Below are 21016 nucleotides of genomic sequence, written 5' to 3'. Positions count from 1 at the left end.
GACGCGCCGTGCGCCCTGGCGACGCCCCGGTTCACAGGATCGGCGGGTCCGCCGGCTTGTCCTGGCGCACCGTGGGCGGCGGGATGCGGGAGGCCAGCAGGTCGATCGTCAGGCGCAGCGTCAGCTCCTCGCCGCGCGCCAGCGGCGTCAGCCGCGTGGTGTCGGGCGTCATCAGCCGCAACTGCAGCCAGGCGCGCGACGGGTGGCGCTCCACGTGCAGCGTGTCCAGCGGCGCATCGCCGCGCAGCAGCACCAGCCGACCCGCCTCGCCGTTCAGCGATGCCAAACCGCACCACGGATCCCGGACCACCGACTGCCCGCGCGGCAGCTGACGCACCGCTTCCAGCGTGTCGTCCAGCCACAGGGCCTCGGCGAAGTCCTCCGGGAACTGCAGCAACCAGCCCAGGCGAGCCGGCATCGGCATCCGGCTCAGGTTGCGCACCGACAACTCCCAGTCGAGGCGGTGCTCGTCCAGATGCAGCGTCTGGCTGGCTTGAAACCCCCAGCGCCCCGGCGACGCGGCGCCCGGATGCAGCATCAGCGTCACCCGGTCCGGCGCCTGCTGCGTCACCTGCCAGATCGCGTCGAACACCCGCGGATCGGGCACCTGCCGCGCCATCTCCTCCGTCACATGGCCCGGCGCCGCCAGTCTCACCCCGCCTCCACCCACCAGGAGGCCCCGCTCGTTCGTCAACGGCCGCAACCACGGCTGCCGGCCGTCCGGGCCCACCTCCCCCAGCCAACGCAATCGACCCCCCCGATCCGGCACGACCATCGCGCGCCAACATCCCGACTTCAATTCAACCTCGCGCACCACTCGCATCCCCCGTGATCGAAAGCGGCGGAGTCTGCGCGGGGAGGGGGTGTCAGAGGTTTACTGGAAGAAAGGCTCTGTGGAGCGGGAGTGATGGATTTGTGGGCCCGGGATGCAAGGCTTTGTGGAGGGCGGGCGGCGGCGCGGATCGGGCGGGGTCAGGCGCCTGCGATCAGGGTCGCGATGCGTTCGTCCGAAAGGCGGATCGGGGAGGCGTGCGCGGGGAGCAGCGCCACCACGGCATGGTCGTCGCGACTGCTGTCGCGCAGCACCGGCATCTGCCGCGGCTCGCCGTTGGCATTGGTCAAGGCCGACACCATCGGTCGATGCGCCTTCTCGCCGTTGCGCACCACCAGCCCCACCTCGCCACTGGCCAGCCGCACCAGGCTGCCCGGCGGGAAGATGCCGAAGGCCTTTATCAACGCGGCCGCCAGCGGACTCTGCGCGGCCATCTGGTGCAGCTCGCGCCCCGCCTGCGCCGCGCTCATCGCCGGCCGGTTCGCGCGGCTGCTCAGCCGCGCCGTGTAGACGTCCGCGTAACGCAGCATCTCGGCCAGCTCGCCGATGTCGCTGATGCCGTGCGGATAACCGCGCCCATCCGGCGTCTCATGGTGCTGCAGCACCGCCTCGAGCCAGTCCCGCTCGGTGATGCCCGCCGCATCCAGCATCTCGACGCTGCGGATCGGGTGGTCGTTGATCGCCTCGCGCTGCATCGAGGTCAGCGGCGAGACCTGGCTGGACAACCGCGCCTGCAGGTCCAGCATGCCCAGGTTCATCGTCAGCGCCGCCTGGAAGGCCAGCCGCTGGTCCTCCGGACCCCAGCCCAGGTAGCGCGCCGCCGCGTGGCAGGCCGTCGCCGCATGCAAGGAATGGGTGACGCCGTAGTGGCCGCCACTCGATTCAGGCTGTCGGACCACCTGCGCGAGGGCCATCTCCGGCGAGCTGTCGATCAGCGACATCAGCAGCGTCGTCGCGCCGTCGAGCGCGTCGGCCAGGCGGTCCGGCGTCGCGGACAGCGCGTTGCGCACGTCCTGCAGCCCACGGTTCCATTCCTCGGGCAGGCGGTCGCGCAGGTAGGCGGCGGAGGCCGGTCGTCCCGGCTGGCGCACCGCCTCGGTCAGCTCGTGGACCTCCACCAGCGCCCCGCGGCGCATCAGCGCGTTGAGCTGTTCCTCGTCCGCGATGACCTGTCCGCGCGCGAGCAGCAGCGTCCGGTCGGTGTCGCGCACGCTGAAGGCGAGCGGCTGACCGAGGACGATCCGGTTCTTGACCGATGACAGTGAACAGACACGCATGACAGGCGCGATGAGCGGAGGAAGAGCCAGCCGCGCCGGGAATGTCTGAAATTTGTAACGCGGGCGGCTCGCACTCTACATCGTCCGATCGGGCCCGGTCTGAACCGCGGAGCGCTCCCTCGCGCCTCGGCGCGAGGGAAAGCGCCCACTCCGTCACGGACGGCGCGCCCGCTCAGGCCGCCGCGGCCAGGGGCGGGTAGTCGCTGTAGCCCCGGTCGGTGCCGCCGAAGAGGGTCGCGCCATCGAAGGCCGCCAGCGGCAGGCCACCGGCCAGCCGGGCCGGCAGGTCCGGGTTGGCGATGAAGGGCCGCCCGAACGCGACCAGGTCGACCAGCCCCGCGTCCAGCAGCGGCCGGGCCCGCGCGGCGTCGTAGCGGCCCGCCACGACGATGCGGCCGCCGAAGCGCTCGCGCAGCGCGACACGGAAGGCCTCGGGAATCTGCGGCGCGTCGTCCCAGTCCGCCTCGGACAGGTGCAGGTAACCGACGCCGCGCGCCGACAGTTCCTCCGCCGCCTGGAGGATGGTCGGGATGATGTCCGGGCAGTCCATGTTGCGGGCGGTGATGAAGGGCGCCAGACGCACGCCGACACGCTCGGCACCGATCTCGGCCGCGACCGCGTCGACGACCTCGCGCAGGAAGCGCAGCCGGTTGTCGCGCGAGCCGCCGTAGTCGTCGTCGCGCTGGTTGGAGGTGGTGCGCAGGAACTGGTCGATCAGGTAACCGTTGGCGCCATGGATCTCGACGCCGTCGAAGCCGGCCCGCATGGCATTGGCCGCGCCGCGCCGGAAGTCGGCGACGACGCCGGCGATGTCCTCGCGCGTCAGCGCGCGCGGCGTGGGGCAATCCACCATGCGGCCGACGCCCTGCTCGTCGGCCACCCAGACCTGCGCCTCGGGCGACAGCGCCGACGGCGCCACCGGCAGGCCGCCGTCGTGGAAGACCGGATGCGACATTCGGCCGACGTGCCACAGCTGCAGCACGATGCGGCCGCCGGCGCGGTGCACCGCCTCGGTGACGAGGCGCCAGCCCGCGACCTGCTCGTCGCCGTGGATGCCCGGCGTGAAGCTGTAGCCCTGGCCCTGCGGCGAGACCTGCGTGGCCTCGCTGACGATCAGGCCGGCGCTGGCGCGCTGGGCGTAGTAGGCGGCCATCAGCGCGTTGGGCACGTTGCCGGGCTGGCTGCTGCGGGCGCGCGTCATCGGCGCCATCACGATGCGGTTGGGCAGCGTCAGCGGGCCCAGGGTCAGGGGAGAGAAAAGGTCGGTCATGGGGTCCTCGCGGGCAATCACTGGATGAGCGCGCCGCCGTCGATGTCGATGACGGCGCCGGTGACGAAGGGGTTGTCGATCACGAACAGGTAGCCCGCGGCCAGGTCCTGCGGCCGGCCCGCGCGGCCGGCGGGCAGCGTCGCGGCCGCCTTGGCCAGCATCGCGTCGCGCGCCTCGGGCGCCATCGCGGCGTAGGCCTCGGTGTCGGTCAGGCCGGGGCTGACGACGTTGACCCGCAGCGGCGCGAGCTCCCGCGCCAGCAGCTTGGCCGAGGCCTCCAGCGCCGCGTTCATCGCCGTCTTCACGAAGGCGCCGGGCGTCGCGCGGCGCGACAGGAAACCGGAGGTCAGCGTCAGCGTGCCGCCCGGGCGCAGGTGCCGCGCCGCGGCCCGGGCCACCGCGATCGCGCCCCAGAACTTGACGTCGAAAGCGGCCTTGGCGGCGTCCAGGTCGACCGCGGCGACCGGACCGCCCGGCGCCTGGGACCCGGCGGTGACGACGACATGGTCGACCGGGCCGAGGCCGTCGAAGTACGCGGCCACGGCCGCCGCGTCGGTGATGTCCAGGCCGGTGTTCAGGCTGGCGGCGATGACCTCGCCCGGCCGAGCGCGCAGCGCGTTGGCCACGGCGCGGCCGATGCCGGAGGTGCCGCCGACGACGACGCTGACGGTCTCGGCGCTGAAGGCGGGGTTGCGGAGGTCGGTGGGGGTGCTCGGAGGTTTCATGGGGGTGTTCCAGGCTGTTTGATGAACGAAGTCTGAAACCCCATCGCGGCCCATTGAACCGGCTGCCGGCGGAAGCTTTTTCAAAGAAAATCGAACAATGACCCGGATCGCCGACCTCGAACTGCTGGTGCGCATCGCCGACCTCGGCAACCTCACCGCCGCTGCCAAGGCGCTGGACTGGTCGCCCGCCGCGGCCAGCGCCGCGCTCAAGCGGATGGAGGAACAGCTGGGTTTCTCGCTGTTCGTGCGCAGCACCCGCAGCCTGCGGCTCTCGGGGGAAGGCCAGCGCTACCTGCCGCATGCGCGCGCGGCGCTGCGCGCCCTGACCGAGGGCCGCGACGAGGCGATCGCCGGGCGAGAGGCGCTGGCCGGCGAGCTGCACCTGACCCTGCCGTCGGACCTGGGCCGGCACGTGCTGCTGCCGTGGCTGGAGCAGTTCCAGGAACGCCATCCGGCGCTGACCCTGCGGCTGCAGATCGGCGATCCGCTGACCGACCTGCTGCGGCGTCCGGTCGACGCGGCGATCCGCTACGGCCAGCCGGCGGGCGGCTCGCAGGTCGCGCTGCCACTGTTACCGGACTGCCGCCGGGTGCTGGTCGCCGCGCCGCATTACCTGGCGCTGCACGGGATGCCGGCGTCGCCCGAGGACATGGCCCGCCACGAGGCGCTGCGCTACCTGATGGACGGCGAGGTGCCGTCGCACTGGCCGGTGGAGATCGCCGGCCGCCCCGAGGCGCTGCCGCTGAACGGCCGCCGGGTCGCGGATGACGGCGAGGTCGTCAAGCGCTGGGCGCTGGCGGGGCTGGGGATCGCCTACAAGTCCTGGCCGGACGTGGCCCAGGAGCTCGCCAGCGGCCAGTTGGTCCATGTGAACCCGCATTGGCGCGGCGATCCCGCGCCGCTGCACCTGATCGTGCCGGGCCGCGCGCAACTGACGCCGGCGCTGCGGCAGCTGCGGGACGAACTCCGCCGGCGGCTCGAGGAATTCGCCCGGCCGATGCCGCGCTGAGCCGGCCGTCCGCGCCGCCGGCCCGGCCGATCAACCGATCAGCCGATCACCCGAAGAAGGCGCGGATCTCCGCCGCCACCTGCGGCGCGAACTCGTCGAGCACGAAGTGGCCGCCGTCCAGCCAGACGAGCTTGGCGTCGGGCAGGTCGTTCAGGTAGGCGCGGGCGCCGGGCGGAATGAAGATCGGGTCGTTCTTGCCCCAGACGATCAGCGTCTTGGGCCGGTGCTGGCGGAAGGCCTCGTGCCAGGTCGGATACAGCGCGAGGTTGGTCTGGTAGTTGGCCAGCAGGTCGACGTTGGCGTCCTGGATGCCGGGCCGGTCCAGCAGCGCCTGGTCGACGATCCAGTGGTCCGGGTCGATCAGCTCGGGATCCTTCACGCCGACCAGCCAGTGCCACTTCGTGCCGGCCATGCTGATCAACTCGCGGGCCGGGGCCTCGGTGGCCGGGGTGCGCGACTGCCACAGCGGGCCGAACACCGTCTTGGCCTCGTCGCCGACGCCTTCGACGTAGGCATTGGCGTTCTGGATGATGAAGCCGGTCACCTGGTGCGGACGCTGCGTGAAGAGCCGGTAGCCGATCGGGCCGCCGTAGTCCTGCATGTAGAGCGTGTACGCGGTCAGGCCGAGCGCGTCGACCAGCCCGGCGACGTGCTCGGCCAGGTGGTCGAAGGTGTAGGTGAACTCGCTCGGCGACGGCGCGTCCGAGTGGCCGAAGCCGATGTAGTCCGGCGCGATCACATGGAAGCGGTCCGCCAACAGCGGGATCAGCGGCAGGAACATCCGGCTGCTGGTCGGCAGGCCGTGCAGCAGCAGCAGCGTCGGCAGGGACGGATCGCCGGCCTCGCGGTAGAAGACCTGGCGGCCGAGCACCGTCGCCGTGCGATGGCGGATGGCGGCGGGGGCCGACGAGGCGACGGGCGCGACCGCCGAAGGGACGGTCGAGACGGTGGAACCGGAAGCGGAGGCGATCGCGGTCATGGCGGGGTCCTTGGCGCCCTTCCCCGGATCGGCGATCCGCGCTGGAGGGCATGGGACGCAGTCTCCGGATTCCCGGAATTCTCCGGAAGCCGCTAGGATCGAGAACAACCCTCTCGAAAACTGGAAGGCCCCGCCGACGGCAGGCCTGGACGCGCATGGATCGACTCGACGCGATGGCGATGCTGATCGCCGCGGTGGACGCCGGCAGCCTGTCGAAGGCGAGCAAGCGGCTCGGGCTGCCGCTGGCGACGGTCAGCCGCAAGGTGGCCGACCTGGAACGACACCTGCGCGCGACGCTGCTGATCCGCTCGGCCAAGGGGCTGGAGCTGACCGACGCGGGCCGTTCCTACGTCGAGGCGGCCAAGGCGATCCTGGACCAGCTGAACGAGGCCGAACGCGCCGCCGCCGGCGAGTACACCGAGCCCCGCGGCGACCTGATCGTGACGGCGCCGACGATGTTCGGGCGGCTGCACGTGCTGCCGACGGTGAGCGGGTTCCTGGCCGCGTTTCCGGACGTGGCGGTCGACCTGAAGCTGACCGACCGGGTCGCGCATTTCCTGGACGACCAGATCGACGTCGCGCTGCGGATCGGCGAGCTCGCCGACAGCAGCCTGGTCGCGACGCGGCTGGGGGAAGTGCGGCATGTGATCTGCGCGGCGCCAGGCTACCTGGCCGCGCAGGGCGTGCCGGCGTCGCCGGACGACCTGATGCGGCACCGGGTGGTGTCGTTCGAGAGCGTCGCCACCGGCGGTGCCTGGCCCTTCCGCCAGGACGGGCAGCCACGGACCGGGGCGTTCCGCTCGCGCCTGGGCGTCAACACGATCGATGCCGCGCTGGACGCCGGCCGCGCCGGCGCCGGGCTGGTGCGAGCGCTGTCCTACCAGGTGAACGAGGACGTCCGCGCCGGCCGGCTGCAGCTGGTGCTGGAGGACTTCGAGGCCGCGCCGCGGCCGGTGCACCTGGTCTACGCGCCGCAGGGCCGGCTGCCGCTGAAGCTGCGCGCGTTCATCGATTTCGCCGTGCCGCGGCTGCGCGAACGGCTGCTGCAGGCGGCGCTGCCGGAGCGCTGAGCGTCAGCCGGCGCCGCGGGCCTGTCGACGATCAGCGAGCCCTGCCTGCCGGACCGCCGGCGTGGCTGCCGTGGCCGCCGGCCTTGCCCGGTGCACCCGCGGCCTGGCCCGGTTCTGGATGGCAGGCGCAGGCCTCGCCGTGCGCGGCGGAGACGAGTTCCTCCAGGATCCCGCAGGCGTGGTGGTCGTGGTCGGCGTCGCAGCGCTTCTGCAGCGCGACGAGTTGCGCCTCGAGCGCCTGCATGCTCTTGAGCCGGGCGCGGACCTTGCCGAGTTGCGAGGCCACCAGCACGTCCACCTTCACCAGCGCCTCCGGATCCTGGGTCGCCAGGCTGTCCAGCAGCAGCGCGACATCCGCCAGCGACATGTCCAGCGCGCGGCAATGCCGGATGAAGGCCAGGCGCTCCAGGTGCGCGTGCGCGTAGTCGCGATAGCCGTTCTCGCTCCGGGCGGGCGGCGGCAGCAGGCCGCTCTTCTCGTAGAAGCGGATGGTCTCGATGTCCACGCCGGTGGACTTGCTCAATTCGCCGATTCGCATGGGCGTCAGGATAGCCGCTTGACCTTGGAGCGGCTACAGACATTCCAATCCACCTCATGGCACATCAGGAACACGATCACCGCCCCGCCGCGCCCGCGAACCCGGACGCGGAGGCCTCGTCCTGCGGGGGCTGCTGCGGCCCCGCCGCTGTCGCGGCGCCCGCTCCGGCGAAGACGGCGCCGGCCCCGGCGCACGGCCAGGAACACGCCCACGCCCACGCCCACGCCCAGGGCGGCGCGGCCGGGGACCATGCCCACGACCACGACCACGACCACGACCACGACCACGACCACGACCACGACCACGGGCATGGCCATGGCTCCGCCGCGAGCGCGACCCAGGACGCCGCCGCCTGCTGCGGCAGCCACAGTGCGGCCCCGTCCGCGTCGGCGCCGAAGGTGTCGGCCGAGGACCTGGCCGGCACCACCCGCCAGCGCTACTTCATCGCCGGCATGGATTGCCCGACCGAGGAAGGCCTGTTGCGCCGCCAGCTGGCCAGCCAGCGCGGCGTGGTGGCGCTGGAGTTCGACCTGATCAACCGCCTGCTGGACGTCCACCACCGCCTGCCCGACGACGCGCCACTGCGCGCGGCGATCCAGTCGGTCGGCATGACCGCCGAGCCCGTCGCGGCCGAGGCCCCGCCCCCGGCGCCGCCGCCGGCGATCTCGACCGGCCTGCGCTGGCGCATGGCCGTGGCGGGCGTCGCCGCGATCGCGGCGGAGACGCTGGCGTTCTCCGGCTTCGACGAATCCGGCCCGCTGGTGATCGCGCTGGCGGTCGCGACGATGCTGCTCGGCGGCCTGCCGACGCTGCGCAAGGGCTGGATCGCGCTCAAGAGCGTGACGCTGAACATCCACCTGCTGATGAGCCTGGCGGTGATCGGCGCGATCGTGCTCGGCCAGTGGCCGGAGGCGGCGATGGTGGTGTGGCTGTTCGGCCTGTCCGAGATGATGGAAAGCCTGAGCCTGGCGCGCGCCCGCGATGCGATCCGCGCGCTGACGCAGCTGGCGCCGGAGACCGCGTCGGTGCAAGGCGCCGACGGCCGCTGGACGACGATGCCCGCGGCGCAGGTGGCGCTCGGCGCGCGCGTGCGCATCCCGCCGGGCGAGCGCGTGCCGCTGGACGGCCGGCTGGTCACCGGGCGCTCGAGCCTGAACGAGGCCGCCCTGACCGGCGAGGCGATGCCGGTGGACAAGGCGCCCGGCGACGCGCTGCTGGCCGGCAGCATCAACGGCGACGGCCTGCTCGAAATGGAAGTCACCGCCGCCAAGGGCCACACGCTGCTCGACCGCATGGCCGCGGCGGTGCAGCAGGCGCAGTCGCAGCGCGCGCCGACGCAGGCCTTCATCGACCGCTTCGCCCGCGTGTACACGCCGGCGGTGGTGCTGGTCGCGGTGGCGCTGGCGGTGCTGCCGCCGCTGCTGGGCTTCGGCACCTGGAGCGACTGGATCTACAAGGGCCTGGTGCTGCTGGTGATCGCCTGCCCCTGCGCGCTGGTGATCTCGACGCCGGTGACGGTGGTCAGCGGCCTGGCCGCGGCGGCGCGCCGCGGCATCCTGATCAAGGGCGGCCTGTACCTGGAACGCGCCCGCCAGCTCAAGACGCTGGCCTTCGACAAGACCGGCACGCTGACCGAGGGGCGTCCGGAGCTCGTCGTCGTGCAGCCGCTGTACCCGTCGGTGAACGCCGACCAGGCGCTGCACCTGGCCGCGCGGCTGGACGCCGGCAGCGCGCATCCGCTGGCGCAGGCGATCGTCGCGGCGCACGCCCAGCGACTCGGCACCGCGCTGGAGCCGGTCGACCACCTGCAGAACCTGCCCGGCCTGGGCCTGACCGCGACGCTGGACGGCCAGGAATTCGCGCTCGGCAACGAACGCCTGGCCGAGCAGCGCGGCGCCGTCGACGAGCCGGCGCGCGACGCCGCCCGGGCGCTGCAGGCGCAGGGCCACACGCTGGTGTGGCTGATGCGCGGCGGCCAGACGCTGGCGCTGATCGCGCTGTCGGACACGCCGCGGCCGGAGGCGGCCGAGGTGCTGGCCGCGTTGCGCGCGCGCGGGCTGGCGTTGACGATGCTCAGCGGCGACCAGCGCGCCAGCGCCGTCGCGATGGCGGCGCGGCTGGGCATGGCGGAGGACGCGGTGCGCGCGCCGCTGCTGCCGCAGGACAAGCTGGACGCGATCGCGCGGCTGGCCGACGAGCAGGGGCCGGTCGCGATGATCGGCGACGGCGTCAACGACGCGCCGGCGCTGGCGCGGGCCGACATCGCGATCGCGATGGGCGCCGCCGGCAGCGCGACCGCGCTGGAGACCGCCGACATCGCGCTGATGCAGGACGACCTGCGCAAGCTGCCGGAGCTGATCGGGCTGTCGGAGCGCGTGGCGACGGTGCTGACGCAGAACATCGTCGTGGCGCTGGGCCTGAAGGCGATCGTCGCGGCGCTGACGCTGGCGGGGATCGGCTCGCTGTGGCTGGCGGTGCTGGCCGACGCCGGCGCGAGCCTGCTGGTGGTGCTCAACGGCCTGCGCCTGCTGCGCGAGCCGCGCGCCTGACCGGCTGGCGGACCCGGCGCGAGGCGGCGGCGGGAGCCGCCGTCACCTAGGGTGTCCCCTAATGCCGAGGGCCGGGTCGACGCTGACGTTTGGCTGACAATGGCGCGCCTGCCGCTGGCGGGCCCCGAGGGATCGATCGATCCGGGGCCTGGACCAGCGGCAAGCGCGTTCTGATCCATGGAACGCGCGATGTCCAGCGACCCGGAAGGCCGGGTCTTCGATCCATCACGGAGCGTCGTTTGAACACAATTCAAACTCCCGGAGCGCGGCAGACCATCCTCGGCCAGCCCAACAGCCTGTTCGTCCTGTTCTTCACCGAGATGTGGGAACGGTTCTCCTACTACGGCATGCGGGCGCTGCTCGTGCTGTACCTGATCTCGGAGGTCTCCAAGGGCGGCTGGGGCTGGACGCGGGCGGAGGCGACCAGCCTGTACGGCTGGTACACGATGCTGGTCTACCTGACGCCGATCATCGGCGGCTACATCGCGGACCGGTTCCTGGGCACGCGGCGCGCGGTGGTGCTGGGCGGCTTCATCATCGCGGCGGGTCACATCTCGCTGTTCTTCGACACGCGGGTGAGCTTCTTCCTCGGCCTGGGTCTGGTGATCCTGGGCACGGGCCTGTTCAAGCCGAACATCTCGGCGATCGTGGGCCAGCTCTACGGCAAGGACAACGAGGGCCAGCGCGACGGCGGCTACACGCTGTTCTACATGGGCGTGAACGCGGGCGCGTTCTTCGGCATCTCGCTGTGCGGCTACATCGGCGAGAAGATCGGCTGGCACTACGGCTTCGGCCTGGCGGCGGTCTTCATGATCCTGGGCGCGCTGCAGTTCTGGCTGGCGCAGGGCATCTTCGGCGAGATCGGCGGCGCGCCGGCCGGCAAGGACGCTCCGTTGGTGGATGCGAGCGAGCCGCTGGACGACACGCCGGCGCACATCGTGCGCGACCGGCTGATCGCGATCGGCGTGTTCTCGTTCTTCACGATCTTCTTCTGGTTCGCGTTCGAGCAGGCGGGCGGATCGATGACGATCTTCGCGGCGGACTACACGGACCGCGCGCTGGTGGGCACCAGCGGGCTGGTGTTCAAGATCGTCAATTCGCTGATGACGCTGATCCCGGTGGCGATCCTGAGCTGGCTGCTGATCAAGCTCACGCGCAGCACGGAAGGCCGCTACGGCCTGTCCAACCTGCTGCTGGCCGGCGCGCTGGCGCTGATCTGGGGCCTGTCGCTGTGGATGCTGGGCCGCGAGTTCCAGATGGAGCAATCGGAGATTCCGGCGACCTGGTTCGGGGTGCTGAATTCCTTCTTCCTGGTGATCCTGGCGCCGATGTTCAGCAAGATGTGGGAGCGGCACTGGAACCCGAGCGGTCCGGTGAAGTTCGGTGTCGGGCTGGTGCTGCTGGGGCTGGGATTCGCGGCGCTGTCGTACGGCGCGTCGGGCATCCCGGCGGGCGCGAAGACGGCGCAGGTGAGCATGGTGTTCCTGACGCTGGCCTACCTGCTCCACACGATGGGCGAGCTGTGCCTGTCGCCGGTGGGGCTGTCCTACATCTCGAAGCTGGCGCCGGCGCGACTGCTGGGCCTGATGTTCGGGGTCTGGTTCGTGAACGCGGCGATCGCCAACAAGATCGCCGGCATGACGGGCTCGTACATCGACGCGATCTCGTCGACGTACTCGATGTCGACCTTCTTCCTGATCTTCACCATCGTCCCGGCCGGCGCCGGCGTGCTGCTGATGCTGCTCAGCCCGTGGATGAAGAAGCTGATGCACGGCGTGCATTGAGGGCGCGTCCCGCGCCAACAGGCGCTTCGCGCAGACATGAAGAACCCGGGCAGTGCCCGGGTTTTTTCATGCCCGCCCAGTTGGCTCGAATCAACGATTGCAGCGGCCATTGGCAGCCAACGCCGCTGCCAACTTCTCCTGGATCGAACGCGCGATTGCGAGATCCGAGGACTTCAGCCGTTCGCGGACGGACCCGGCGTGCCGGGAATAGGCGTCGGCAGACGTGGCTGCCGCAGCCACCTGGAAGTAGGCATAGGACCTCGGCAGATCGGCCTCGATGAGGTCACCATCCCTGAGCAACGTGGCTAGCGCGAGCGCGGCCTCCAGCGACCCACGCGACGCCGAAATCTCAAGGCCGATCGCAGCGTCCTTCGTCATCTCGCGGCGCATCTCAAGTGGCGCATTCGACTTTTCCGCAGCCGAGAGGGTGGCGAGGGCGGCTGTCGTGTAGCCGCCCCGCGCGGCAAGTCGCATCCAGGCGGCGCGTTCTTCAACGCTCCAGGCGTTCACGGGAGAGCAGTCCAGCGGCTGGATACCGGGAGGTATCGGTCGCTCGGCTTGCTCTGAACAGCAGAGCGCGAGATCGAACAGTTTGTATGCGGCGCCCGGGTCGTGCTCCTCATTCGCCTGCTTGAGCAGCCACGGCAGATTCTTCAAGGCCTCATAGGGGTCGGGCCAATCGAATCCTTGCCCGCGCGGCCTTTCAAACTCGAAATCCATCGCTTTGAACCAATCGAACGGAAATTCCGTAGGAATTGAGAATGCTGGTTCGTGATTTCCATCATGTGTCATGGAAAACGCCTTGAATTAGTGCTGCGGTAGCAAAGACTGATCATTGAAAATGAATGATTCGGGCAATTGTTGAATCATTCGCTCCCAGATAGAAATACACAGCTCGCCATTCTTTGCCATTAGAAAAGCCAGCCCAACTTCGAAACAATCTGGAGAGTTGATATGCCTGGTTTTCGGGCGATCTTGGGAGGGCGGTTCTTCGTGATCGCATTCCCGCTTTGCGTCATCGTACCGCACGGTCTTGCAGCGCCGCGTGGCGCGGGGGATGCGCAGTGTCATGAGGAGCAAGTGGCAATGGCGGAGGCGCTGTCAAGAATTGGTGATTATCTGCGCGATGAATTCGCTGACCCTCCCGGGAGGGACATCATGAATGGTCCGTTTCATGCTTGGCCATTCAATACCAGTGGTTCCTGGAGAAAATACGCAATCCGCAGCATTCACCACGCCTCAGTGAATAACGGAGCTCCAGGTCAGTTCTGGCGGCGGCGAATGGAAATTGAAATTCACTACATGGTAGAGATGAAGACAAAAGTTGTGCGCCAAATCAAGTTCAAGTCCACCGTCAAAGAAAACTGCGAAGGCGTGCTTGAGCGTGTCGGCGGAGGACGAGGCCAGCCGATCTCCGCTCCGGCAGAGACCTTCGGCGGGTTGATGCCACCCGCACGTCGCGGAGAAGTCATCGTGGGCCCGGTCACCCCGCATCAAGGAGCCCCTGCAGGGGTGTCATGCGCGGCGTGCCATAACGGTCAGATATCCGGATCCAAGCGGGCTCCGCGACTGAAGACACCGACGCATCACCTGGAGTCCGTTTCGAAAGGGCGCGGAGACGCTTCGACCGCGGCAGCGGATGGCGACACATCACCCGAAGCGGACCTGCATCGCTTGATCGCCAGCTTCGAGCCGCAGGTTCGCGGTCGCATCATCGACTCGCTGCTCTGACGACCAAGGCCCGCTCAGCGGGCCTTGTTCTTTTCAAGCGCCTTCGCGAGGCGCTCTTGAAGCGCGCGAGCGAATTCGATGTCGATCGGCCGCAGGGAAGCGCGGAGCTTCTCGGCGTGCTCCGTGTAGATCGGCTCACCGCTCGCCGCGGCGGCCACCTGCAGGTAGGCAAAGCTGCGTCTCAGGTCCTGTTGCACGAGCTGTCCGTCCTTGAACAGCCCGGCCAGGGCCACGATGCAAGCGAGGCAACCTCGTCTCGCGGCGTAGTCCAGCGCCAGTGCCGCATCGGAAGCGGTTTCGGCCAGCAGGGGATTGCCCGGCCGCATGGACTCGGCCTCCTGGAGCATGCTCATCGGCGGCGAAGGGTCGCCGGTGAACACCGCCTGTCGACGCCACCCGCGCCGCTGATCCGCGCTCCAGGACCTGGGGGTGGAGCAATCCAGTCGCAGGTAGTCCGGCGGCAGCTCCGGCGCTTCTCGATGGTCATCGCAGTACTCGGCCAGGTCATGCAGCCGGAGCGCCGCTTCCGAATCGCCTCGCGCCGCTCGTGACAGCAGCCCCTGCAGATCGTCCACCGCATCGAACGGATCGCTCCGACGATGCCGGGCACGGCGCTCGTCGTCCGTCTCGAAGTGCAGCCATGTCGACCATGGCGCCGGGTACTCCGCCGCTGACACCGACACCGTCGAAGCTCTTGGCATCGAGGCAGGGGCAGCCGGTGCCGAAGCAGGCTCCATCGACGTCCTGCTCACGGCGCGTGATGGGTCCTGCGTGATGCCCGGCGTCGCCGGCCCGATGTCGGACTCCGTCCAACCGCTCCAAACGATCAGCGCGATCACGACGCCGAGTCCCACGATCACCGCGCCGCCAGCCCCCTTCATTGCCTGTCGACTCATGAGTCGCTCTCCATTGACGTGAAGGCCAAGCAGTCGCTCATGCACCTTCCTGGTTCGAAGTCGGCCTGCATCCCGCACCCGCCTCGAACATCCTCACTTTCAATCCCTAGGAAAGTTTCCCCCGCGCATCGCTTCGCCTGACCTCTTCGGATCCCCGCATCCGCCTTCGCGCGGTCCGGCGTCCTTGCCCAATCCTCCTGACGTTTTCCGGCAGCGCTTTCATCGAGACTTGCTCACACCCTCGACCGGGTCGTCAATGAAGCCCTCGGTCAAAGGGACAGGTATTGCCCTCGGCACTTTGCGGTCATTCATGTACCGCGTACATTCCGCCGCACGCTGCGGTGCACCAGATGCCGTGGGCGTTTTCGGGAGTGATGCATGGCTGGATCGAATTTCTCGCGCACCGCCGTCGCCGGCGCCTTCGTGGCGCTGCTGCTGACCGCTTGCGGACAACAACAGGACCAACAACAACAGCATGGCGGCCCCCCGCCCGTGAGCGTCGCCCCCGCGATCTCCCGCGAAGTCCAGGACTTCGATGAATTCACCGCGCGCCTGGAAGCGCCCGACACCGTCGAGATCCGCGCCCGCGTCGCCGGCACCCTCGACAAGGTCCACTTCCGCGAAGGCCAGGTCGTCAAGAAGGGCGACCCGCTCTTCACCATCGACCCCCGCCCCTTCCGCGCCGAGGTCGCCCGCGCCGAAGCCCAGCTCGCCGCCGCCCGCACCGCCGCCGACCTCGCCAAGGCCGACCTCGGCCGCGCCGAGAAACTCGTCGCGATCCAGGGCGTCAGCCAGCAGGAAATCGACCAGCTCAAGTCCAGCGTCCGCAACAACGACGCCAACATCCGCGCCGCCGAGGCCGCCGTCACCCAGGCCAAGCTGAACCTGGAGTTCACCGAGGTCCGCGCCCCGGTCACCGGCCGCAGCTCGCGCGCCAACGTCACCGCCGGCAACCTGGTCAACGTCGGCGAGCCGGTGCTCACCACCGTCGTCTCCAGCGACAAGGTCTACGCCTACTTCGACGCCAGCGAGGCCACCTTCCTGAAGTACGCCGCCGCCGCCCGCGCCGGCGGCGCCAAGCGCGAGCAGGCCAACAAGGTCTACCTCGGCCTGGCCAACGAACAGGGCTACCCGCACGAGGGCCGCATGGACTTCGTCGACAACCGCCTGAACCCGGCCACCGCCACCATCCGCGGCCGCGCCGTCTTCGACAACAAGGACGGCACCTTCACCCCGGGCCTGTTCGCCCGCGTCAAGCTCGAAGGCACCGGCGCCTACACCGCCACGCTGATCCCCGAACGCGCCATCGGCACCGACCAGAGCAACAAGGTCGTGATGGTCGTCGGCCCCAACAACATCGTCGCGCCACGCCCGGTCGTGCCCGGCGCCCAGTTCGACGGCTACCGCGCCGTCCAGGGCGTCAAGCCCGGCGAGCTCGTCATCTTCGACGGCCTGCAGCACGCGATGCCCGGCGCGCCGGTCACGCCGCAGACGGTCAAGCTCGACGACAAGGGCCGCGCCGTCGCCCCGCCGCAAGGCGCCGCCCCCGCCGCGCCGGCCGCGTCGAAGTAACCCGGCGCGAGGTCCTCCATGGATATTTCCCGCTTCTTCATCGAGCGGCCGCGCTTCGCGTCGGTCCTCTCGATCTTCATCTTCCTCGTGGGCCTGCTGGCGATCTTCCGGCTGCCCATCTCCGAGTACCCCGAGGTCGCGCCGCCGCAGGTCGTCGTGCGCGCCCAGTTCCCGGGCGCGAACCCGCGCGTGATCTCCGAGACGGTGGCCACGCCGCTCGAGGAACAGATCAACGGCCTCGAGAACGTCCTGTACTTCGACAGCCAGGCCACCGCCGACGGCGGCATGACGCTGACGGTCACCTTCAAGATCGGCACCAACCCGGAAGCCGCGGAAACGGCGGTCCAGAACCGCATCAACCGCGCGCTGCCCCGCCTGCCCGACATCGTCCGGCAGATCGGCGTGACCACCGAGAAGTCCAGCCCCAACCTGACCATGGTCGTGCACATGGTCAGCCCGGACAACAGCCGCGACGCGCTGTACCTGCGCAACTACGCGCAGCTGCAGGTCCGCGACGAGCTGCTGCGCGTGCAGGGCATGGGCTCGGTGCAGGTGTTCGGTTCGGGCGACTACGCGATGCGCATCTGGCTCGACCCGGCCAAGCTGGCCGGCCGCGGCCTGACCGCCACCGACGTCACCAACGCGATCCGTGAGCAGAACACGCAGGTCGCCGCCGGCGTCGTCGGCGCGCCGCCCGCGCCCAAGGGCACCGACTTCCAGCTGCAGATCAACACGCAGGGCCGCCTCGTCTCCGAGGAGGAATTCGCCAACGTCATCATCCGCACCGACACCGCCACCGGCGGCCTGGTCCGGGTGCGCGACGTCGGCCGCGTCGAGATGGGCCCCGGCACCTACGCGCTGCGCAGCCTGCTCAACAACAAGGAAGCGGTCGGCATCGGCATCTTCCAGGCCCCGCAGTCCAACGCGCTGAACATCTCCAAGGATGTCCGCGCGACGATGGAGCGGCTGAAGGCCAACTTCCCGGCCGGCGTCGCCTACGACATCGTCTACGACCCGACGCGCTTCGTCGCCACGTCCATCGAGAAGGTCATCGAGACCCTGATCGAAGCCGTGCTGCTGGTCGTGCTGGTGGTGATCATCTTCCTGCAGACCTGGCGCGCGTCGATCATTCCGCTGCTGGCCGTGCCGGTGTCCATCGTGGGCACGTTCGCCATCCTGCTGCTGCTGGGCTACTCGATCAACACGCTGACGCTGTTCGGCCTGGTGCTGGCCATCGGCATCGTGGTCGACGACGCGATCGTGGTGGTGGAGAACGTCGAGCGCAACCTCGAGGACGGCCTGACGCCGCACGACGCGACGATCAAGGCGATGCGCGAGGTCTCCGGACCCATCGTCGCGATCGCGCTGGTGCTGTGCGCGGTGTTCATCCCGCTGACCTTCGTGCCGGGCCTGTCGGGCCAGTTCTATCGCCAGTTCGCGGTCACGATCGCGATCTCGACGGTGATCTCGGCGTTCAACTCGCTGACCCTGTCGCCCGCCATGGCGGCCTTGCTGCTGCGTCCGCACGACGCGCCCAAGGACCCCATCATGAAGGTGATGGACAAGCTGTTCGGCCGGTTCTTCCACTGGTTCAACTGCTTCTTCCAGCGCCGCAGCGAGGGCTACAGCCGCGGCGTCACCGGCATCCTGCGCCGCAAGTCGGCCGCGCTGGTCGTCTACGCGGTGCTGCTGGGCCTGACCGCGCTGCTGTTCACGCGCATCCCGTCGGGCTTCGTGCCGGCGCCGGACAAGCAGTACCTGATCGGCATCGCGCAGCTGCCCGCGGGCGCCACGCTGGACCGCACCGACGAGGTGATCCGCCGCATGAGCGACATCGCGCTGAAGGTGCCGGGCATCCGTGACTCGATCGCCTTCCCGGGCCTGTCGATCGCGGGCTTCTCGGCCGCGCCCAACGAAGGCATCGTGTTCTTCGGCCTGGACGACTTCGAGAAGCGCACCTCGTCCGACCTGTCCAAGGACGCGATCCTGGGCAAGGTCAACGGCGCGATCCAGCAGATCCAGGGCGCGCGCATGTTCGTCGTGCCGCCGCCCGCGGTGGACGGCCTGGGCAACGCCGGCGGCTTCAAGGTGCAGGTGCAGGACCGCTCCGGCCTGGGCGAGCAGGCGCTGTTCGGCGCCGTCTGGGGCACGCTGGGACCGATCTACGGCGACCCCAAGAGCGGCATCGGCACGCCGTACTCGACCTACGACATCAACGTCCCGCAGCTGTTCGCCCACGTCGACCGGACCAAGGCCAAGCAGATGGGCGTGAGGTTGCAGGACATCTACGACACGCTGCAGATCAACCTGGGCTCGCTGTACGTCAACGACTTCAGCCGCTTCGGCAAGACCTACCAGGTGATCGTGCAGGCCGACGCGCCCTTCCGCGCCAACGCCGGCAGCATCACCGACCTGAAGACGCGCAACGAGAAGAACGAGATGGTGCCGCTGGGCGCGCTGATGCAGGTCGACCCGACCTTCGGCCCGACCCGCGTGACGCGCTACAACGGCTTCCCGAGCGCGGACATCAACGGCGCGGCCAAGCCGGGCTTCTCCAGCGGCCAGGCCGAGGCCGAGATGGAGAAACGGCTGAAGAACCTGCCGCGCGGCATGACCTACGAGTGGACCGAGCTGACCTACCAGGACCGGCTGACCCGCGACATCAAGGCGGGCGGCTTCTCGATCCCGACGATGGCGGCGGTGCTGGCGATCTCGGTGCTGCTGGTGGTGCTGGTGCTGGCGGCGCAGTACGAAAGCTGGACGCTGCCGCTGGCCATCATCCTGATCGTGCCGATGTGCATCCTGTCGGCGCTGTTCGGGGTGTGGCTGTCGCATCTGCCGCCATTCATGCAGGCGGGGGACCTCAACATCTTCACGCAGGTGGCGTTGGTGGTGCTGGTGGGCCTGGCGTGCAAGAACGCGATCCTGATCGTCGAGTTCGCCAAGGAACTCGAGGAGCGCGGCGAGGCGCTGGGCGACGCGATCATCCACGCCTGCCGCATGCGTCTGCGCCCGATCCTGATGACCTCGATCGCGTTCTGCGCGGGCGTGATCCCGCTGATCCTGGGCTCTGGCGCGGGCAGCGAGATGCGTCGCGCGATGGGCATCGCGGTGTTCTCCGGCATGGTCGGGGTGACGCTGTTCGGCATCTTCCTGACGCCGGTGTTCTATTCGCTGCTGCGCAAGGGCACGGAGAAGCAGCGCGCCCATGCGGTGGAGCTGCGTCATCAGATCGATGCCGCCGCCCATCCGTTCCATCCGGGCGTGGATGACGCCGATCCGCCCAAGGGCGGCACCCCGTCGCCGAAGGGAGGCGCGTGATGTTTGTTCGAGTCTCTTTGATGGCCGCCGCGGCGGCCGCGACGGTGGCGCTGACCGGCTGCTCGACGGCGCCGGCGCCGAAGAAGTCCGAGGTGCCGCTGGCGTCCGGTTTCGCCAACGCGCCGCAAGGCGACGCGGCGACGCTGGGCCAGGCGCCGGTGGGCCGCTTCTGGCAGGGCTTCAACGACAGCGGGCTGGACGCGCTGGTCAACCGCGCGCTGCAGGCCAACACCGACCTGCGGATCGCCTCGGCCAACCTGCGCGAGGCGCGGGCGCTGTCGCGCTTCGCCGATGCGCAGCTGTTCCCGACGGTGGACCTGACCGCCGGCGCGGCGCGGGTCCGGGCGCCGGACACGCAAGGCAATCCGCAGACCAACAACGCGTTCTCGGTCGGCTTCGACGTGCGGTGGGAGGCGGACCTGTTCGGCCGCCTGTCCGACGAGCGTCGCGCCGCCGCGGCCGAGCTGCTGGCCGGCGAGGCGGGCCTGCGCGCGGCGCAGGTGAGCGTCGCGGCGGAGGTGGCGCGCAACTACTTCGAGCTGCGCGGGCTGCAGGAGCAGCTGCGCGTGGCACAGCAGTCGCTGGACACGCAGCAGGGCGCGCTGAAGCTGGTCGCCGGCCGGCAGGAAGCGGGCCGCGGCACCGGCTTCGACACCGAGCGCGCCCGCGCGCTGGTGCAGAGCACGGCCGCGACGATCCCGGCGCTGGAGATGGCGCTGGCGCGCACGCGCTACCGGCTGGCGGTGCTGACCGGACAGCCGCCGACGGCGCTGGACGTGGAGCTGTCGGACGTCAAGCCGCTGCCGGGCCTGAAGACGATCGCGCTGGACCGCATCGGCACGCCGGAGGACCTGCTGCGGCGGCGTCCGGACGTGCGGGTGGCCGAGGCGCAGGCGGCCGCGGCCGCGGCGCGGGTCGGCGTGGCGCGCTCGGCGATGTTCCCGCGCATCACGCTGGGCGGGACGATCGGGCAGAACGCGTCGCGGATCGGCAACCTGAACGACGGTCCGGCCTACGCGTACAACCTGGGCGCGCAGCTGGTGTGGAACCTGCTGGACTTCGGCCGCATCCGCGCGCAGATCGCGGCGGCGGACGCGCGCAACGAGGCGGCCTTCATCAGCTACGAGCGCACGGTGCTCGCGGCGCTGGAGGAGACCGAGGGCGCGCTGGTGACCTACAACCGCAGCCAGCAGCAGGCGCAGGCCTTGTTCGACGCGGCGGTGTCGGCGGAACGCGCGGCCAACATCGCGCGCGAGCGGTTCAAGGTCGGCATCAGCGACTTCCTGGCGGTGCTGGACGCCGAGCGGGAACTGCTGACGGCACGCAACCAGCTGGCGCAGTCGCAGACCTCGGCGGCGACGTCGCTGGTGGGCGTTTACAAGGCGCTGGCCGGCGGCATCGATGCCGAGGCGCCGGCGCCTACCGCGATGCGCTGATCCTCGTGCCGCGCCAAAGGCGCGGAA

At 69.9% G+C, this 21016-nt stretch carries 16 protein-coding genes; 8 read left to right on the top strand and 8 right to left on the bottom strand.

Going from position 1 to position 21016, the window contains the following annotated elements:
- Positions 1-31: 31 nt before the first annotated feature.
- The 4 genes from N5D62_RS13695 to N5D62_RS13680 form a co-directional block, all read right to left on the bottom strand.
- Positions 32-655, bottom strand: a complete 624-nt coding sequence (locus N5D62_RS13695) for a hypothetical protein (protein WP_279758381.1) — start codon at positions 653-655, stop codon at positions 32-34.
- A 317-nt stretch (positions 656-972) separates the two neighbouring features.
- Positions 973-2109, bottom strand: a complete 1137-nt coding sequence (locus tag N5D62_RS13690; RefSeq protein ID WP_279758380.1) for an HD domain-containing phosphohydrolase — start codon at positions 2107-2109, stop codon at positions 973-975.
- 172 nt (positions 2110-2281) lie between these two features.
- Positions 2282-3379, bottom strand: coding sequence for an alkene reductase (locus tag N5D62_RS13685; RefSeq protein WP_279758378.1), 1098 nt, complete (start codon positions 3377-3379; stop codon positions 2282-2284).
- 17 nt (positions 3380-3396) lie between these two features.
- On the bottom strand, positions 3397-4104 hold the full coding sequence (locus tag N5D62_RS13680) for an SDR family oxidoreductase (RefSeq protein ID WP_279758377.1): 708 nt from the start codon (positions 4102-4104) through the stop codon (positions 3397-3399).
- Positions 4105-4201: 97 nt separating this feature from the next.
- On the opposite strand from N5D62_RS13680, the gene N5D62_RS13675 reads away from it, so the two are divergent.
- Positions 4202-5113 carry a LysR family transcriptional regulator gene (locus N5D62_RS13675; protein ID WP_279758376.1) on the top strand — a complete coding sequence of 304 codons (912 nt, stop codon included), beginning with the start codon at positions 4202-4204 and terminating at the stop codon, positions 5111-5113.
- Positions 5114-5159: 46 nt separating this feature from the next.
- Here N5D62_RS13675 and N5D62_RS13670 read toward each other — a convergent pair whose 3' ends face one another.
- Complete coding sequence (locus tag N5D62_RS13670) at positions 5160-6092, bottom strand: alpha/beta fold hydrolase (RefSeq protein ID WP_279758375.1); 933 nt, start codon at positions 6090-6092, stop codon at positions 5160-5162.
- A 155-nt stretch (positions 6093-6247) separates the two neighbouring features.
- Here N5D62_RS13670 and N5D62_RS13665 point away from each other — a divergent pair, with 155 nt between their 5' ends.
- A complete protein-coding gene (locus tag N5D62_RS13665; protein WP_279758374.1) occupies positions 6248-7162 on the top strand; it encodes a LysR family transcriptional regulator in 915 nt (304 codons plus the stop codon).
- A gap of 31 nt (positions 7163-7193) precedes the next feature.
- On the opposite strand, the gene N5D62_RS13660 is transcribed toward N5D62_RS13665, so the two are convergent.
- Complete coding sequence (locus tag N5D62_RS13660) at positions 7194-7700, bottom strand: Cd(II)/Pb(II)-responsive transcriptional regulator (RefSeq protein ID WP_279758373.1); 507 nt, start codon at positions 7698-7700, stop codon at positions 7194-7196.
- A gap of 56 nt (positions 7701-7756) precedes the next feature.
- Between N5D62_RS13660 and N5D62_RS13655 the strand changes: the two genes are divergently transcribed.
- Both N5D62_RS13655 and N5D62_RS13650 read left to right on the top strand, forming a co-directional pair.
- Entirely contained in the window at positions 7757-10249 is a 2493-nt protein-coding gene (locus tag N5D62_RS13655; protein WP_279758372.1) for a cation-translocating P-type ATPase, read from the top strand.
- A gap of 239 nt (positions 10250-10488) precedes the next feature.
- Entirely contained in the window at positions 10489-12033 is a 1545-nt protein-coding gene (locus N5D62_RS13650) for a peptide MFS transporter (protein WP_279758371.1), read from the top strand.
- A 90-nt stretch (positions 12034-12123) separates the two neighbouring features.
- Here N5D62_RS13650 and N5D62_RS13645 read toward each other — a convergent pair whose 3' ends face one another.
- Complete coding sequence (locus N5D62_RS13645; RefSeq protein WP_279758370.1) at positions 12124-12825, bottom strand: hypothetical protein; 702 nt, start codon at positions 12823-12825, stop codon at positions 12124-12126.
- 201 nt (positions 12826-13026) lie between these two features.
- Between N5D62_RS13645 and N5D62_RS13640 the strand changes: the two genes are divergently transcribed.
- A complete protein-coding gene (locus N5D62_RS13640) occupies positions 13027-13764 on the top strand; it encodes a hypothetical protein (protein WP_279758369.1) in 738 nt (245 codons plus the stop codon).
- A 14-nt stretch (positions 13765-13778) separates the two neighbouring features.
- On the opposite strand, the gene N5D62_RS13635 is transcribed toward N5D62_RS13640, so the two are convergent.
- The gene (locus N5D62_RS13635; RefSeq protein ID WP_279758368.1) at positions 13779-14660 is read right to left on the bottom strand and encodes a hypothetical protein; all 882 of its coding nucleotides are present in this window, start codon (positions 14658-14660) and stop codon (positions 13779-13781) included.
- A 378-nt stretch (positions 14661-15038) separates the two neighbouring features.
- Here N5D62_RS13635 and N5D62_RS13630 point away from each other — a divergent pair, with 378 nt between their 5' ends.
- The 3 genes from N5D62_RS13630 to N5D62_RS13620 are packed head-to-tail and all read left to right on the top strand — an operon-like array spanning position 15039 to position 20989.
- Positions 15039-16232, top strand: coding sequence for an efflux RND transporter periplasmic adaptor subunit (locus N5D62_RS13630; protein ID WP_279758366.1), 1194 nt, complete (start codon positions 15039-15041; stop codon positions 16230-16232).
- A gap of 18 nt (positions 16233-16250) precedes the next feature.
- A complete protein-coding gene (locus tag N5D62_RS13625) occupies positions 16251-19553 on the top strand; it encodes a multidrug efflux RND transporter permease subunit (protein WP_279758365.1) in 3303 nt (1100 codons plus the stop codon).
- 20 nt (positions 19554-19573) lie between these two features.
- The gene (locus N5D62_RS13620; RefSeq protein WP_279758364.1) at positions 19574-20989 is read left to right on the top strand and encodes an efflux transporter outer membrane subunit; all 1416 of its coding nucleotides are present in this window, start codon (positions 19574-19576) and stop codon (positions 20987-20989) included.
- The last annotated feature ends 27 nt before the right edge of the window (positions 20990-21016 follow it).

It is taken from the genome of Mitsuaria sp. GD03876 (assembly GCF_029840635.1).
GTDB lineage: Bacteria > Pseudomonadota > Gammaproteobacteria > Burkholderiales > Burkholderiaceae_C > Roseateles.
Note: the sequence above shows the minus strand (reverse complement) of the source record. Positions and strands in the feature narration are given on the sequence as shown.